This window comes from Emticicia sp., assembly GCF_043780375.1.
In the GTDB taxonomy this organism is placed as follows: Bacteria; Bacteroidota; Bacteroidia; order Cytophagales; family Spirosomataceae; genus Emticicia.
The window spans coordinates 1-13,692 of sequence record NZ_JAYWCU010000295.1; the positions used below are offsets into that span (position 1 = coordinate 1).

The 13,692-nt window shown below is 37.3% G+C and carries 15 protein-coding genes and 1 tRNA gene; 11 read left to right on the forward strand and 5 right to left on the reverse strand.

What is annotated here, in order from left to right; translation table 11 throughout:
- Both ACH2CJ_RS21465 and ACH2CJ_RS21470 read right to left on the reverse strand, forming a co-directional pair.
- Positions 1-162: single-stranded DNA-binding protein (locus tag ACH2CJ_RS21465; protein WP_394996582.1), on the reverse strand; the 162-nt coding region annotated here is incomplete at its 3' end.
- Between the two features lie 241 nt (positions 163-403).
- Positions 404-2,578 (reverse strand): toprim domain-containing protein, encoded by a 2,175-nt coding sequence (locus tag ACH2CJ_RS21470; RefSeq protein ID WP_394996545.1) that lies wholly within the window; start codon positions 2,576-2,578, stop codon positions 404-406.
- 130 nt (positions 2,579-2,708) lie between these two features.
- Here ACH2CJ_RS21470 and ACH2CJ_RS21475 point away from each other — a divergent pair, with 130 nt between their 5' ends.
- From ACH2CJ_RS21475 to ACH2CJ_RS21525, 11 genes are all read left to right on the forward strand, one after another.
- Positions 2,709-3,185: a hypothetical protein gene (locus ACH2CJ_RS21475; protein ID WP_394996548.1), complete on the forward strand. Its 477-nt coding sequence runs from the start codon at positions 2,709-2,711 to the stop codon at positions 3,183-3,185.
- Positions 3,182-3,535, forward strand: coding sequence for a hypothetical protein (locus ACH2CJ_RS21480; protein WP_394996550.1), 354 nt, complete (start codon positions 3,182-3,184; stop codon positions 3,533-3,535). Before ACH2CJ_RS21475 ends, ACH2CJ_RS21480 begins: the two co-directional genes overlap by 4 nt.
- 1 nt (position 3,536) lies before the next feature.
- Positions 3,537-3,863: a hypothetical protein gene (locus ACH2CJ_RS21485; protein WP_394996553.1), complete on the forward strand. Its 327-nt coding sequence runs from the start codon at positions 3,537-3,539 to the stop codon at positions 3,861-3,863.
- Positions 3,856-6,273 (forward strand): VirB4 family type IV secretion system protein, encoded by a 2,418-nt coding sequence (locus ACH2CJ_RS21490; protein WP_394996556.1) that lies wholly within the window; start codon positions 3,856-3,858, stop codon positions 6,271-6,273. The genes ACH2CJ_RS21485 and ACH2CJ_RS21490 overlap by 8 nt, the downstream gene beginning before the upstream one ends.
- Positions 6,274-6,344: 71 nt before the next feature.
- Complete coding sequence (locus ACH2CJ_RS21495) at positions 6,345-7,286, forward strand: hypothetical protein (RefSeq protein ID WP_394996559.1); 942 nt, start codon at positions 6,345-6,347, stop codon at positions 7,284-7,286.
- Positions 7,283-7,930, forward strand: coding sequence for a hypothetical protein (locus tag ACH2CJ_RS21500; protein WP_394996561.1), 648 nt, complete (start codon positions 7,283-7,285; stop codon positions 7,928-7,930). Before ACH2CJ_RS21495 ends, ACH2CJ_RS21500 begins: the two co-directional genes overlap by 4 nt.
- 4 nt (positions 7,931-7,934) lie before the next feature.
- Positions 7,935-8,747 carry a DUF4138 domain-containing protein gene (locus ACH2CJ_RS21505; protein ID WP_394996564.1) on the forward strand — a complete coding sequence of 271 codons (813 nt, stop codon included), beginning with the start codon at positions 7,935-7,937 and terminating at the stop codon, positions 8,745-8,747.
- Positions 8,748-8,770: 23 nt separating this feature from the next.
- Positions 8,771-9,841 carry a conjugative transposon protein TraM gene (gene traM, locus ACH2CJ_RS21510; RefSeq protein ID WP_394996566.1) on the forward strand — a complete coding sequence of 357 codons (1,071 nt, stop codon included), beginning with the start codon at positions 8,771-8,773 and terminating at the stop codon, positions 9,839-9,841.
- A 34-nt stretch (positions 9,842-9,875) separates the two neighbouring features.
- Positions 9,876-11,285: a hypothetical protein gene (locus ACH2CJ_RS21515; RefSeq protein ID WP_394996569.1), complete on the forward strand. Its 1,410-nt coding sequence runs from the start codon at positions 9,876-9,878 to the stop codon at positions 11,283-11,285.
- Positions 11,285-11,725 (forward strand): hypothetical protein, encoded by a 441-nt coding sequence (locus ACH2CJ_RS21520; protein ID WP_394996571.1) that lies wholly within the window; start codon positions 11,285-11,287, stop codon positions 11,723-11,725. Before ACH2CJ_RS21515 ends, ACH2CJ_RS21520 begins: the two co-directional genes overlap by 1 nt.
- A 92-nt stretch (positions 11,726-11,817) precedes the next feature.
- Positions 11,818-12,231, forward strand: coding sequence for a hypothetical protein (locus ACH2CJ_RS21525; protein ID WP_394996574.1), 414 nt, complete (start codon positions 11,818-11,820; stop codon positions 12,229-12,231).
- Positions 12,232-12,433: 202 nt separating this feature from the next.
- Here ACH2CJ_RS21525 and ACH2CJ_RS21530 read toward each other — a convergent pair.
- From ACH2CJ_RS21530 to rsmG, 3 genes are all read right to left on the reverse strand, one after another.
- Positions 12,434-12,507 (reverse strand) — tRNA-Asn (locus ACH2CJ_RS21530).
- Between the two features lie 128 nt (positions 12,508-12,635).
- Positions 12,636-12,920 (reverse strand): PH domain-containing protein, encoded by a 285-nt coding sequence (locus ACH2CJ_RS21535; RefSeq protein ID WP_394996577.1) that lies wholly within the window; start codon positions 12,918-12,920, stop codon positions 12,636-12,638.
- A 20-nt stretch (positions 12,921-12,940) separates the two neighbouring features.
- Positions 12,941-13,570 carry a 16S rRNA (guanine(527)-N(7))-methyltransferase RsmG gene (gene rsmG, locus ACH2CJ_RS21540; RefSeq protein WP_394996579.1) on the reverse strand — a complete coding sequence of 210 codons (630 nt, stop codon included), beginning with the start codon at positions 13,568-13,570 and terminating at the stop codon, positions 12,941-12,943.
- Positions 13,571-13,692: the final 122 nt, after the last annotated feature.

Sequence of the window (13,692 nt, forward strand, 5' to 3'; positions counted from 1 at the left end):
AACCTCCAAGCGATGCCACTCCGTTTGCTCTACTTTTGTGCCGTCTTTCTTGGTATAATTTTCATTCGTTGCCAAAGAAAAATTGGCTACTTTTGTACCGCTGTCAAGTGTGCGAACTTCGGGCGTACCGCCTACATTTCCGATTAAAATTGTTTTGTTCATTGCTGTATAAATTAAAGATTAAAATGTTTGTTTTATTGAGTTAATATGCTGATTATTAACTTATTATCTCCTTGTTTGATAGTATAAAGATACGACAGAAACGGTGTTTTTTGAAGTAAATGAGATAGAATTGGCAAAGAAGGTTCGTCCTTTTTTCCCCTTCACAAACTTGTATTTATGTTATAAAAAAATCCCATCGACATTGACTGTCTGATGGGATTTTCACTATTCATTGACACTTTTATAAACTCATATTTTGTTCATCCAAAACTTGGTGTGTGTGGGTATCTTTACTTGTTTGGTTCATAGCTGGAGCATCAAGTGTTGCTTGAATCTTTGTGCCATCGAAGCCCTCTTTTTCAATCTTTTCCAAGTCGTAACTGGCGGATTTTTTCACCAAAAAACTACCATCAGTTTGAATTTCTACCGAATAATCATTGATAGCCAATGTATCACCCTGTCGGTCGTAAACTTTTATTTCACTCAAATTCAAATCTTTTTTTAGTGATTCAGTTTTTGAGACACTATCCATTTTGTCAATGTTTTGTTGCTGGCGTTCAACTACTTTTTCACCCAAAAGTAAACTCTCCTGTATGGCTGGAATGAACAGCAATGTACTGTCATTATTTTTGAATACGATGGCAAATTTATCGGTCGGAGTGGCATTGATTTTATCCATAAAAACAGCATCATTGTTCACCATTGCTTGCAGTGGCTTTTTGTCGAGTGTTTGAAACTCACAGGCCAAAGAATTATCCGTTCGGCGAAGGGTAGCAATTAAAACGATGTTGTTTTCTCGGAAAATTGTTTCCGCCAGTGCAATCGCCACGAGTTTTTGTTTGTTCAAATCTTGTTGGGCTTGGTATTCCTCTTGATGGGTTTCGATGTCTTTTTTGAAGACCTCATTCTTAAATAAAACTTCTTTGTTTTTTAGTGTTGCCACCAATTCAGGAGTTTCGTATTCTTGGTAAGCCGTATATTTTTCAAGATAAATACAGGTTGCTCGGTTATTTTTTGCTACCATACTTTGAGCAAATGTAACCGCCTCAATGGGTCGAGCGAAACGATTATAAGCCAATTCAATAGTTTTTGACTCTTTGTTGCTTACTTCCTGCGTTACCATAAAAGGTTTATTTCGATAAATTTCCATGTTATAATCCTTTTGTTTGGGGTGTTCTAAAGCAATAATATTTTCCATGCCTTTGATGGCAACTAATCCTTTTTCGGCTTCAACTAAATAATTTTTGTGGTAAGGAAATCGAATTTCAACTTGCAGGTGTTGCGGCGATTCTGACAAAATACTTTGCTTGATAAGGTCCTCACTATGTTGATAGATTTTGTTTTCCAGTGGTTTAATGAGCTTTTCTTCAAGCAACTTTAATTGCCCTTCTTTATCATTGGCATTTATCGGAATGTATAATTTCAGCACACCTTCTTTTTTGTGAATACACGAAAAATCTGCCTTTATCAACTCCGAAGTTGGGGCATTGGGGTGCGAAAGTTGCCCAATCATATTCAAACTGTGGCGATAACCACCATTATCATTATCAAAAGCCATGACAATTTTCTCGGGCTGGGTCTGCTGAATGACTTTCTGAATCGTAGCATAGGCAGCATTTGCGGGTGTACCTGCCGTAGCCATGTAAATATTGTGTTCTTGCTTTTCTCGGATGCTTTGGTGGTGTAATTCGAGGTAAGAAAGGCTATCAATCGGACTTTCAGCGATAATAAGTCTATCAATTTTTTTTGTGTTTTGGGGCAAATTGGAAATATGAATTGCACCCTCTCTTTCGTTGGTCAACCTGTTCCACTGCTCTTTTCGATAGCCGTTTTGTTCATCACTTCGGTTGATGGCACAAGTAAAGGCTTCGTCAGTTCGCAAGGGAAAGCTGGTATTTTTCCAGCCAAAAACTTTGCTATTGAATATTTGCCCTTGAAATTCGGGGGAATGAAAAGACTGTGCGGTCAATCCACGACTTTCCAAATACCGAGTATCGGTCAGTGGATTCATATTTAGATGAAAAGAATCTACTTGTTTTTGTAAATCCTTATTGGGTTTTGGTGATGAAACTGGCAAATGAATAGCGTTTGCATTACCCAAAAAATTATTCAAATGCGTAAATATTTTGCTCCAATCTTCCTTTTCAGCGATAGCAAAATTTTCTTTCTTGACTAAAAAATCTACAATCGTTCCTCTGTCCGAGGGGTCGCCGTCAGTGATGTAGCGATAGCCTCTTTGTTCGTCTTTCCGAACCAAAATAGTTTCAACGCTTCGCTCGGCAGTTCCGACGTTTTCCATGCGTTGTACAACGGTACAATTTCGCCCACTTTTGCTCTGATTGATTCGCCAACCCTTTGATTCTGCATAGGCTGCAATGTTAATTTCTTGTATGAATACACTAAGGTTATTTTCCATAAAAATAGATAATGTTTGAAAATGAAAAGTTAAAATTAGTTAAATATATTTTCAATATAAATAAATATAGTTTGTATATGAAAATATTAGTTTTTATGTTTGTGCCAGAATTGGGTCAAAATCATCTAAAATGAACGAATGGAAACATGAAGAAAAGGAACAGTTTTACCAAGGAAGTTTAGCCTTGACGATAGGCTTATACTTAGTTTATTTGGGCGGAGAGACTGCTATTTATCTATGGATGAACAATGCATCCAAAGTCCCAGGTTTTGTGTATATGAAGGTGTTTTTGTGCTTTTTTGGCTTGATTTTACTCATTTATGCCTTTATTCTTTTGCTGCCAATCATTCAATTGAAAGTCAGTAAACAAAAGCCAATTGTAGAAGCCATTGCGTGGGAACATTTCAAAACTATTGAACCAAAACTTGAAAGTTTTGCAGTAAAAACTCCCGATAAAACACCAGTTGACCGCCCCAAAGCTCAGACACTCACGAGGATCAATAAGGACTTGATAAAGACGAATCAAGTAACGGCAGTTTTGAACGAAGAAGATGTCACAAGAATCAAAAATATCAGTAATAATTTTTCAACCAAACAACAAAAATGATGAAAATAACCCCTTTTACAATGACCAATCAGCATTTGCAAACACTGGGTATTTACTTGATTTTAGTTACTTTATTTTCGTTCATACCCAACGCTCTCATGGCACAAGGAGTGGTTGGTGGCTTAAAGAATATCAGTAAAACCGTTCAATTGGTTGTCAATGTGGTTTTTACTATTGCCATCGTTATCGGACTTATTTCGGTAATAATTGGCTTCATCAGCGATAACCCAAACAAAATCATGCGATTGGTCTATTTAATCGTTGCCGTTTTGCTTTGGTTCGGATTTACGTTCGTGTTTGAGCAGGTCAAAACCGATGTCGGTGGTCAAGGAGGCTTTAACGGAAATTAAGATGCTAATCAAGAAATCCTTAGAAAAACCTACCCTCATTGTGGGTGTTGAAATGGGTGATTTGATGCTTTATCTCATCACAAGTTTTAGCTTTGTGATTGTGCTGAGTGTCATGCGAACATTCATACCCATTCCTGCTTGGGTCAATCTTATTTTACTTGCTGTGTTGGTGCTGGGCTTCATTGCTCTGCGTAAAATGACCCTAAAGAAGCAAACAAGTTTCTTGAAAAGTTGGCTTTTCTGGCATTTATCTGCTCCTAAAAAAATCATCATGGACAAACCCAAATTTATTCGTGCGTACCATGCTAAAAAACAAACCCATGTTTGACCATCAGAGAAATTTTGAAAACGTCTTTCCTTACTTCGCCTTTGAGGACAATCTTTTGATACTGTCCGATGGCAGGGTTGGCATTGGCTACCGTGTGCAAGGCATTGAAATGGAAAGACTCAGTACGGGTGAGTTCAACAAAATTGGCGAAAATGTTTCGCAAGCCTTGAAAAGTCTCCCTGTGGGTGCTTGTGTGCAGATGCTAAATTTTTATTATTACGAAAAATCAAGTCCAACCGTGCGAGATAAAAATTACTACGAACAGCGTTTTATCCACTCGTTCGGTGAAAGACCCATTCAGCGACATGAGCAGTATTTATTTATCAGTTTGGGGGAAGAAAAAGATTATTCATTGACGAATAATTGGTTTGGTCGGGGTGATCAGGTGTTCGAGAACACCTTCAAGACGATTGCAATTTACAAGAAAAAGATTGAAACCATTGCCAATCAATTCATTTCCTTGGTCGGTATCAACGGTCTGACTTATCAACGCCTGACTGAAACCGAAATCATGCAGGTACTTTGTCAGTATTTCAATTTGGATTTTACGTCCAACCAAGACAATATATTTAAGACTTTCACACCAGATAAAGAACGTTTGGTTTTGGGAACTGATACCGTCAATATTATAAGTATGTCGGGTCAACCTACGAATGTCAATAATGACATGGACAATGGCTATAATGTATCGTTGTCACAGCTCTATGCACTGACTAATTATTTAGAAATTCCGCACATACTGAGTGTTACCTTCAAGCCCTTGGACACCCAAAAGGCGTACAATAAAATGGAGTTTGAGGCCAAGAACATTGCTCGTTTAGATTTTTTGATGTCTGAACAGCACCGTGCAAAAAGCAGGGATATGTTTGAATTTCTGAACGACGTTACTACCAACGGCAATTCATTGGTACATGTTTCGGTGCAATGCTTGGTGTGGAAACACGGCGGGCAAACGGACGAATACATTCAACAAGTGATGAAAGCCTACCGAGAAATGGGGGCGGAAGCGTATGTAGAAAATTTTGACACGACTAATCTTTTTGTGAGCAATGCCCCTTGCAATGCTTACCAAAACTTCCGTTGGCTTTTGATGGAAAATCAAGTAGCTGCTTGCTATTTCAATGCCACAACTTTACTCAAAAGTGATAAAAAGGGTGATTTATTGTGCGACCGCATGGGCAATCCATTATTGATTGATTTTTACGATACGGTGCGGTTTGAAAACAATAATTCTCTGACGATTGGCGTGCCAGGTTCAGGGAAAAGCTTTACGATGGGCAACTTGATTTTGCAAAGATTTTATCGGGGAGAAAGACAAATCATCATTGATGTGGGCGGAACTTACTTATCTATTTTTTATGCGATTCCTCCCGATAAATGCCGCTACTACGAATACGACCCCGAAAAACCATTGAAGTATAATCCTTTCTTGGTCAATTACGATGAATTAACGAGCGAATTCAGATTGAGCGAAGTCAAGATGGAGTTTTTAATCAACCTGATTGCCACGATTTGGCGAGGAAATGCCAATCTAAGCAACGCCGAACGAAGTATTTTAAACAAGTTGCTCAATCAATATTACGACGAGTACAACCAACAGAAGCAAGGAATGATACCGTGTATTCGGGGTTTTTATGATTTTTTGAAAAACTTTCAAGTAGTGAACGGGCAAACCGATGTCTATCAAAAATTGGAAAGAAATCTTAATATGGACGAATTACTCATCACCTTAGAACCCTTTGCGGTGGGGAGTTATCAAGCAATATTGAACTCAGATAGTAATACCGATGCCGAGCGTCCGATTGCTTCATTTCCATTGATTTGTTTCGATTTAGCAAAAATCAAGTCAAATCCTACTTTGTATCCCGTGGTAGGAATGCTCATCATTGAGCTGTCCTGCGATATTATTGATAAATACCCAAAGATTATCAAACGTATTTACATTGATGAAGCGTGGTCGATGTTAGACGGACTTTTGGGAGGATTCATCGAATATATGTACCGTACCGTTCGGAAATGTGAAGGTACAATCAGCATCATTACACAGGGAATTTCGGAGATACAAAACTCAGCTATTGGGACAGTGGTAAAAGATTTATCATCCACTGTTATCGTCCTTCGCCATACTGATTCCAACATGATTGATAAAATTGTCAAGTTTTTCGGACTCAGCAACCACGCCGAAGATTTATTGAAATCATTACGCAAGGATGCTAAAGACAAATGGCGAGAAATTTTTGTCAAAAGGGCAGATTTGATTCATGTGTATCGGGTGGAAGTACCCTCAAAAATTATCCCATTACTGACTTCCCGTGCGGAAGAACGCAACCGAATTCGAGAAATGTCGGAAGGGGGTAAATACTTTGACTACGCCATCAACCGCTTCGTAGAAGAACGAAAAGAGTTCTGAATGCTGAGTTCTGAGTTTTTTGAACATATCCCTAATAACTATTTACCCAATAACCATTAAACATTAAAAAAATGGATATTTTATTACAGGCAACCATCAGCGGAGATGCCTTATTCAAAACGGCTCAATTACTTGCCAACAAAGCCAAAGGTAATTGCTTAGAACTGGCAGGAATCATGCTGTTCATTCACTTTGCCTATATGCTTTTCAAAGTATTGGTTTTTGGCGAATCTTATAGCACCAGCGTTATGAATTTGATTCGAGTGGTAGCATTGATGTTTCTGATTGGCTATTATAATGACCTGATGGGTTTAGTTGTGGGTGCGGTCAATGAACTGGCCAATACCTATACCAAAGTCGATGACATTCTCGCCCAAATGAAAAAGGTATCTGGCGATGCCAATAATCCTTCAACCGAAGCCAGCGGCTGGGATTTATTGACAATGGATTTTGGCAAACTAATCAATGTCGTTCTGACCGCTATTCAGAATGGCTTGTCTATGATTATTCGTTTGCTATTAGAAAATGTAAAAAATGTACTGGTCGCCTTCACTTATTCCGTTGGCATTTTTGCCGCTGCCCTCAGTACCGTGCCAGGATTGGGCGGAACAATCACTCACTGGTTTCGCTCGATGTTGAATATTTTGTTTTGGACACTCACCCTTGCCGTTTTGGACAATTTGGTGGTAGGTTTATCAACCACTATCCAGACAACTAATCAGGGTAGTGACATTATCAAAATGTTGGTCGTCAATTTGGCTTTGATTATCATGTATTTGGGTGTGCCATTATTGACTACCATTTATATTGGTTCTTCAGCCATTGGTGGAATCATCCGAAGTATGCAAGGTGTATCGGGTGGAATGGTTGGAGCAACTTTGTCGGGTGCGGGTTCAGTAGGAAAATCTGCTTGGGCAAAATCAGCCGATATGCGAACGAAAGCATGGACAAGTACCAAACAGGGTTTTTCAAATGTCTTTGGCAATAATTCTACTAACCGAACGAAATCATGAGTGAAAAAATCAGCATTGCCATTAGAAGTCTGTTTGCGGCCAATGATGTCAATAAATACATTGATAGACTCTTTTTTTTGATTCAAATGAGTGTCTTTCTGCTCTTGTTCTCCAATGTACTTTGGGGATTATTATTTTGGAATGCCACCAAAAATGCCGACCAAAAAGTATTTGTTCGTTCGGGCAAAGAAATGTTTGCCGCTCTGCTGGCTGACAATGAAACCCGCAACATCGGGCAAGCACGGGGACTCATCACCACATTTGCTCATTTATTCTATGAAAGTGATGCAAAATCATTCAGCGAGCGACTTAACGAAGGATTTTGGCTTTTGAGTAAACAAGATGCCCAAGCCATTTACAAAAACTTCATTGACGAGAAAGTACAGGAAAACTATACCAAGTTCAATGCTTATTCCAAAATAAAGATTGATAGTATTGGCGTGGATATGTCGGTTGTGCCGTACCGATGCACTTTACTTTTTCAACAATCCATTTATTTCAATGAGCAAGAAAAAGTCAGCCCAATCGGGACAATTTTCGAGTTACAACCAGTGCCTTACTCCGAAAAGAATCCCTACGGATTACAAATTCAAAACTTTAATTACATCGAGTATCAGTCAAACGATACACCAACTAAACAATAATTTTATGAAAAAGCTCCGTTACTTGTTACCGTTCCTATTTATCTCGTTCAGTATCTATTCTCAGAAAACAGATACAATTTATGTCAATTCATCTGCCACGACCTATTTGATTTTTGATGAAGCCATTACACTTTTCAATTTGGGAAATACGGATTTTCAAGCCCAAACGGCTTCAACTACTCCATCAAGTATGGGTTCACAGGTTTTACTCTTGAAAGCAAAAATACCGAATGCAAAGCCAACTACTCTATTATTAACACACGGCAAACAAATTTATCAAACCTATTTGCATTACCAAGAACCCCTCAACCAATCTTTCTACGATTATCGTACTGAGAACCAGTCGAAAGAAGCCCATAATACAATGGACGAAAATCTACGATTAGACGATAAGTTTAAAAAGTTAGCAGTTTCTCCAATGAATGTTTCTTACAAGAAAATGCAATCGGGTATGTTACTCCGTTGTGAAAACATCTATACTGATGCCAATGGGGTTTACCTCAAATTTTCACTGAGTAACGAAAGTTCGATAGCCTACGAAATTGACAATGTTTCTTTCTCTTACCATTCAAGAATGAAGAAAAAAGCCATTAATCGTTTGCAATCTTTGGGTATTGAAGAAGTCAATATCTTGAAAAGTATTGAGCCAGTCAAGATACTCATCTCGCAAAAGAGTGAAAATTACTATTACTTTATTCCGCTTTATGCAACTACCGAAAATGGCTTTTTGGAGGTCGTTTTTCGAGAGAAGAATGGTTTACGTAATATCAAAATTGCGATTCCTTTCAAGAAAATACTAAAGGCAGAAATGCTGTAAATCATGCAAAATGGAATAAAATAATGGAAAATGAAGAAATTCAGACTGGAACAAAAAAGACAAGTTTTGAGTGGCATTCCGTGAAAGAACTACTTTTGTCATGGTTCAAGCAGTACAAGTTACTCGTTATTTTAGGAAGTGTATTTTTATTGTTGGTCATGTTTTATGGGGTATCCAAATATATTCGCAAAGAAATTGTTAAAAACATGAATTTCGCTATGCCAAAAATTGATGTTGGCAAAGACAACGACAAGAACAGCAAAAAAACATCGGATGGAGAAATGCTTGCTTACGTCAAACAAGGAGTAGAAGACGAAAAATTGAAGGATAAATCAACCTTAAAGGTACAAGACAAAGGATTAAAGACTTTTCAAGGCAGTAAGGCATTTGCGGAAAATACGTCAAGTATTGTCGAAAACGAACCAACAAAAGTTGTTGAAAAGCCGCCAGTTGTTGAAATTCCAAAAGTCATTCCACTAAGAACAATTTTACGTGATGGGGGAAGAAAAAGATATAGTAAAGCCGCTGTAACTCCCCAAACAAAACCAATTGAAAATAATACTTTCAATACCACCAGTTTGGAAAATACAACAACTATTACTAATCCCCAACGTAAAAAAGAACTTATCAAAGCGGCGATTTATGGTACTCAGGTTGTACGAAATAATTCTACCGTCAGAATTCGATTATTAGAAGCCATGACGATTGAAGATGAAATCATTCCTGCCAATACCTTATGCAGTGGCGTTGCCATGATCGGTGGCAATCGACTTATCATTATGGTAACTGCTTTCAAAATCGGTGCAGATTATATTCCTGCCAAAATGGTCGTGTATGATAGTAATGATATGTTGCCTGGCATTGCCTATCTCAGCGATAATACCAAAGGTCAAATTCGCCAACAAAATAACCAAGCCATTGATAATGTCGATAATATGGTTTACAATATCGGTAGTTCGGTAGGAATTGTTGGCCAAGTGGGGGCTGGTGTAGTAACGGGTATTTCTCGCTCATTGCGTTACGGCGGTGTGCAGAAAAAATCGGGTGAAATTGAATTGAATGAAGGGTACAAAGTCTTTTTAAAACCAAATTAAACCAACCGTGGCGACGGCAACTAACGCACTGAAAATGAAAAAGCTATTACGGGCGGCGTTCCGCTTGGCGGCATTCCGCATATGTTTCATCCTGTGTTTGAATCTGAACGTACAAGCACAGGTGTCCATTGACCCAACGGCAATAGAACGTTTAATACAGTTGAAAAATTTGGTTGATAAAGCCAAAACTCAGATTGCTCAACTCAAAAGTGTAACCAAGCAAGGAGCAGCAACCAAAGCCAATACAACGGGTATTTTGGAAACAGGTTCAAAAATTGAAGACCTCCTGCGAAGCCCCGATGAATATCTGAAATTAGCTTACCATTCGATGATGTACAACGATGCCACCGCCATTATGAAGTTGAATAGTGCTTTAAAAGGCTCTTTTGCTTCTAATTTGAATACCAATTTTAAAATCTCCGATTTAGCACCTTATATGGATGGCAAAAACTATTCCGATAAAAGTGGTTCTGCTTTCTATGACCTTGTTACGAAGGGAACAACCATTGATAATAAAAATGGTATTCAGTCTTTTAGTGATTTTTTGGGTAGTCAAAAATCCTTTATGAGCCGTCAATATGCCTTACAAACTGCTTTACAAAAAAAGAAAATGCAGCAAGCTATGACTTATTATCAATTAGCCGAAGAATTAGAAAGTAAAGCAATGGCAATTAACGATGGTGTAAAAAGTCGAAACAACGGCACGGCTTTCCGATTGAGTAATCAAGGAGTATTTGGAGATATTGGTAGTGATTTGGGGGGAGATTTATTTGGTGATTTATTTTCTTCGGAGGGAATTTCAATGCCTTCCTTTTCATCGGGAACAATGACCGTCAATGGCAAGAATTATGTCATGGATGCAATGGGAAATGTTTATGATGCCAATGGAACTTTAATTACCAAAGATTTAAGTTTTGGGGCAAAAGAACAAGCATTGGAGGCTTTCTTGAAGGATAATCCCAACTTAAAAACTACACTTGGCAATGCTTTTAATGAGTTTATGTCTAATCCATTTGGGTCAATTGGGGCATTATTCAAAGGTGGCCCAAAAACACCAGCAGATTACTTGGACGAAATTATGAAACAAAGACTTACTACTTTAAAGCAAAATGAAGCCAACGCTATTCAAAATGAGATTTACAATAGCATTATGAAAAACGCCTTCGCTGCAAAAAATGACGATTATTCATCTTTGGCCAATAGTTTTGATTCGAGTCCTATTGGGAATTTATCAGGAATGTCAGCGGGACTACGAATGAATACTGGCGAACGCATGTTGCTCAATAAAGCAAGCCTTGATTTACTGACTAAAGCCCAAGAATTGCGAGAAAAAGGCGATAAGTTGATGCTGGAAGCCTTAGACCGCACCGAAACACAAAAACGCTTGGATGGTATCTGGTCGGCACAAATGTTTAGAAATACACTATCTAACATTAAAATCTAATGCAGAAATTCATATTAATAGGCATACTTGTTTGTTGTTGGTCTTGCCAAAATTCAATTAACCATCTTTCTAATAATCCACAAAAGGCAGCTATTGCTTATTGTCAATTAGCCAACGAAGGTATCAAGGGCGATACGGCAAAGTATAGTTTATACAAAAATGCTTTTTTGAAAGATAATATTACCCAAAAAGATATTTTCGGTGCGATACTTATTTACAGTACCGCAAAAATGACTCAAAAAGGAACAATTGCAAGTTTTAAAAATCTGGAGGAACTGATATTTAAAAAAGATGCTTCGGGTAAAATGCTTGAAGTATCGGAGAAAATTCTGTTCACTTTTGAGAATAGTTCAACGGATACCGTTGTGGTGAAACTCGTTAAAGACAAAAATGTTTGGCGTTTAAAATGGCAAAATATTGATGATTTAGAAGGAAAATAAAGCCTTGCCTTGCTTTTGTATTTTCAAATTAAGTAATAGATTTGTGTAATTGAAAAATACGCTGTAAATATATTTTAATACACAAAATAGAAATGGAACGAGACAAGCAAGCATATTTAGAAACGATTGATAATTACGCTCAAATCATCGCTGATTTACCCCAGTTTTTAGATAATGCCGATGACACAATTCATGAAATTGCGAGTAAGATTGATATTTCGTTTTCGGCACTGAGCAATAAAAAACATGGCCGCCGAGATTGGAAATACGAGGAAGTCAATAAACTAATGCAATTACTGGGTAATGAAAAGCAGAAAGAAGTAGTCAAAAACTATATTTTAATCGTCAATGATATTTTACCAATCATTCTAGAAAATGGCATTCGATTCAGTTTTATATTTGAGAAAGCTGGAATGACAGTCGGGAATTACCAAGTTAGAAGTCGCTCAATCTCAGCGTGGGATGTTTCGGAGGTACGACGAATTATTGATGCGTTGAAGTTTTAAATAGCATAACAGACAAAAAGAAAGCCTGATAATCGTATTGCAGATTGTCAGGCTTTTATTTTTGAAATATAATTTTTGAAAATGTTATTCTGTTCTCAGATACAATTGTGTATTGCATATTGTATTGCATGTACTCAATTTACGAGAAGGTATTAAATTAAAAAAGCCTCATAATCTGTTGATTATAAGGCTTTTAACTCTGCTCTCGAACTTGGGCTCGAACCAAGGACCCTCTGATTAACAGTCAGATGCTCTAACCAACTGAGCTATTCAAGAATGTAAACTATTTATTATATTTACTTACAATTTCGCTGTTCCGAAACCATAATGCAAAGGTAACATTTTTAGTTTTTGTTGTCAAGAAAAAAAATGATTTTTTTTTCAAACAAACTATTTTAGCTTCGTTAGTGTGTCGCACGCTCCAAAATCAACTCCTTAATTTTTCGAGCATCACCTTTAGAAAAGTTTTCAATAATAATCTCATGCTCTCTTGCACGGGCTTTAATGCGAATAGTAGCAAAAAATATACCTGAGTCAATTTCAACGCCTGCAATATCGTTGTAGAAAACAAAATTCTCGCTACTACTAAATACTTTACGTTCTTTAAAAGTAACGCCTTTTTCACCGAAAATTACTTCATCGGGCATCAAAGGATTTTTGATTGTACTTGCTGAAAATCTCTCATTCATAATTATTGAAAATTGAAGGTTCAAAATGGGACATACACTACTTTTTTTGTTTCAAAAAACTCTTCTTCGAAATGGGCAGACAGGTTATATAATGTGTATTTTCCACCAAACTCTTGCAATTCTTCTTCTAAATCGCCTCCTTTTAGGTACAAAATGCCATTTTTGAAGTCATTTTGTTGCTTTTTAGAAACTTTATTCTCTACCCAAGTATAAAAAGGTTTTAATCTTGTAACAGCTCGACTGACAATAAAATCATAATCATTTGCTACATTTTCAGCTCTTTCGTGTTGAGCCGTGAGATTATTTAGACTAATTGCCTGAGCAACTTCTGTTACAACTTTTATCTTTTTACCAATTGAATCAACCAAATGAAAATGGCATTCAGGAAATAAAATTGCCAACGGAATTCCCGGAAATCCCCCGCCTGTGCCAACATCCAAAATTTCAGAACCAGCTTTAAACGAAATCACTTTGGCAATGCCCAATGAGTGTAAAATATGCTTTTCATAAAGATTTTCAATGTCTTGTCGAGAAACTACATTAATTTGTGCATTCCACAAAGTATATAATTCTTGTAACTCACCGAATTGCTTTAACTGCTTTTCGGAAAGATTTGGGAAATATTTTGTTATCAAGGAAACGTCTGACATATAAAATCTTGTGGGGCTTAACGCCATTTAATTTTCTTGGGATTTGAAAAAATCGTGATAAGACCAAAAACTAAATAATAACCAGCATAAAGCAAATCATAATATGGTATTTTCCACGAATT

What these genes read in the sequence shown, in the direction of transcription:
- ACH2CJ_RS21525 (WP_394996574.1), top strand. Translation starts at nt 11,818, where the DNA reads ATGGAACGAGACAAGCAAGCATATTTAGAAACGATTGATAATTACGCT.
- ACH2CJ_RS21520 (WP_394996571.1), top strand. Translation starts at nt 11,285, where the DNA reads ATGCAGAAATTCATATTAATAGGCATACTTGTTTGTTGTTGGTCTTGC.
- traM (WP_394996566.1), top strand. Translation starts at nt 8,771, where the DNA reads ATGGAAAATGAAGAAATTCAGACTGGAACAAAAAAGACAAGTTTTGAG.
- ACH2CJ_RS21495 (WP_394996559.1), top strand. Translation starts at nt 6,345, where the DNA reads ATGGATATTTTATTACAGGCAACCATCAGCGGAGATGCCTTATTCAAA.
- ACH2CJ_RS21475 (WP_394996548.1), top strand. Translation starts at nt 2,709, where the DNA reads ATGAACGAATGGAAACATGAAGAAAAGGAACAGTTTTACCAAGGAAGT.
- ACH2CJ_RS21515 (WP_394996569.1), top strand. Translation starts at nt 9,876, where the DNA reads ATGAAAAAGCTATTACGGGCGGCGTTCCGCTTGGCGGCATTCCGCATA.
- ACH2CJ_RS21535 (WP_394996577.1), bottom strand. Translation starts at nt 12,920, where the DNA reads ATGAATGAGAGATTTTCAGCAAGTACAATCAAAAATCCTTTGATGCCC.
- ACH2CJ_RS21500 (WP_394996561.1), top strand. Translation starts at nt 7,283, where the DNA reads ATGAGTGAAAAAATCAGCATTGCCATTAGAAGTCTGTTTGCGGCCAAT.
- ACH2CJ_RS21470 (WP_394996545.1), bottom strand. Translation starts at nt 2,578, where the DNA reads ATGGAAAATAACCTTAGTGTATTCATACAAGAAATTAACATTGCAGCC.
- ACH2CJ_RS21505 (WP_394996564.1), top strand. Translation starts at nt 7,935, where the DNA reads ATGAAAAAGCTCCGTTACTTGTTACCGTTCCTATTTATCTCGTTCAGT.
- rsmG (WP_394996579.1), bottom strand. Translation starts at nt 13,570, where the DNA reads ATGTCAGACGTTTCCTTGATAACAAAATATTTCCCAAATCTTTCCGAA.
- ACH2CJ_RS21485 (WP_394996553.1), top strand. Translation starts at nt 3,537, where the DNA reads ATGCTAATCAAGAAATCCTTAGAAAAACCTACCCTCATTGTGGGTGTT.
- ACH2CJ_RS21480 (WP_394996550.1), top strand. Translation starts at nt 3,182, where the DNA reads ATGATGAAAATAACCCCTTTTACAATGACCAATCAGCATTTGCAAACA.
- ACH2CJ_RS21490 (WP_394996556.1), top strand. Translation starts at nt 3,856, where the DNA reads ATGTTTGACCATCAGAGAAATTTTGAAAACGTCTTTCCTTACTTCGCC.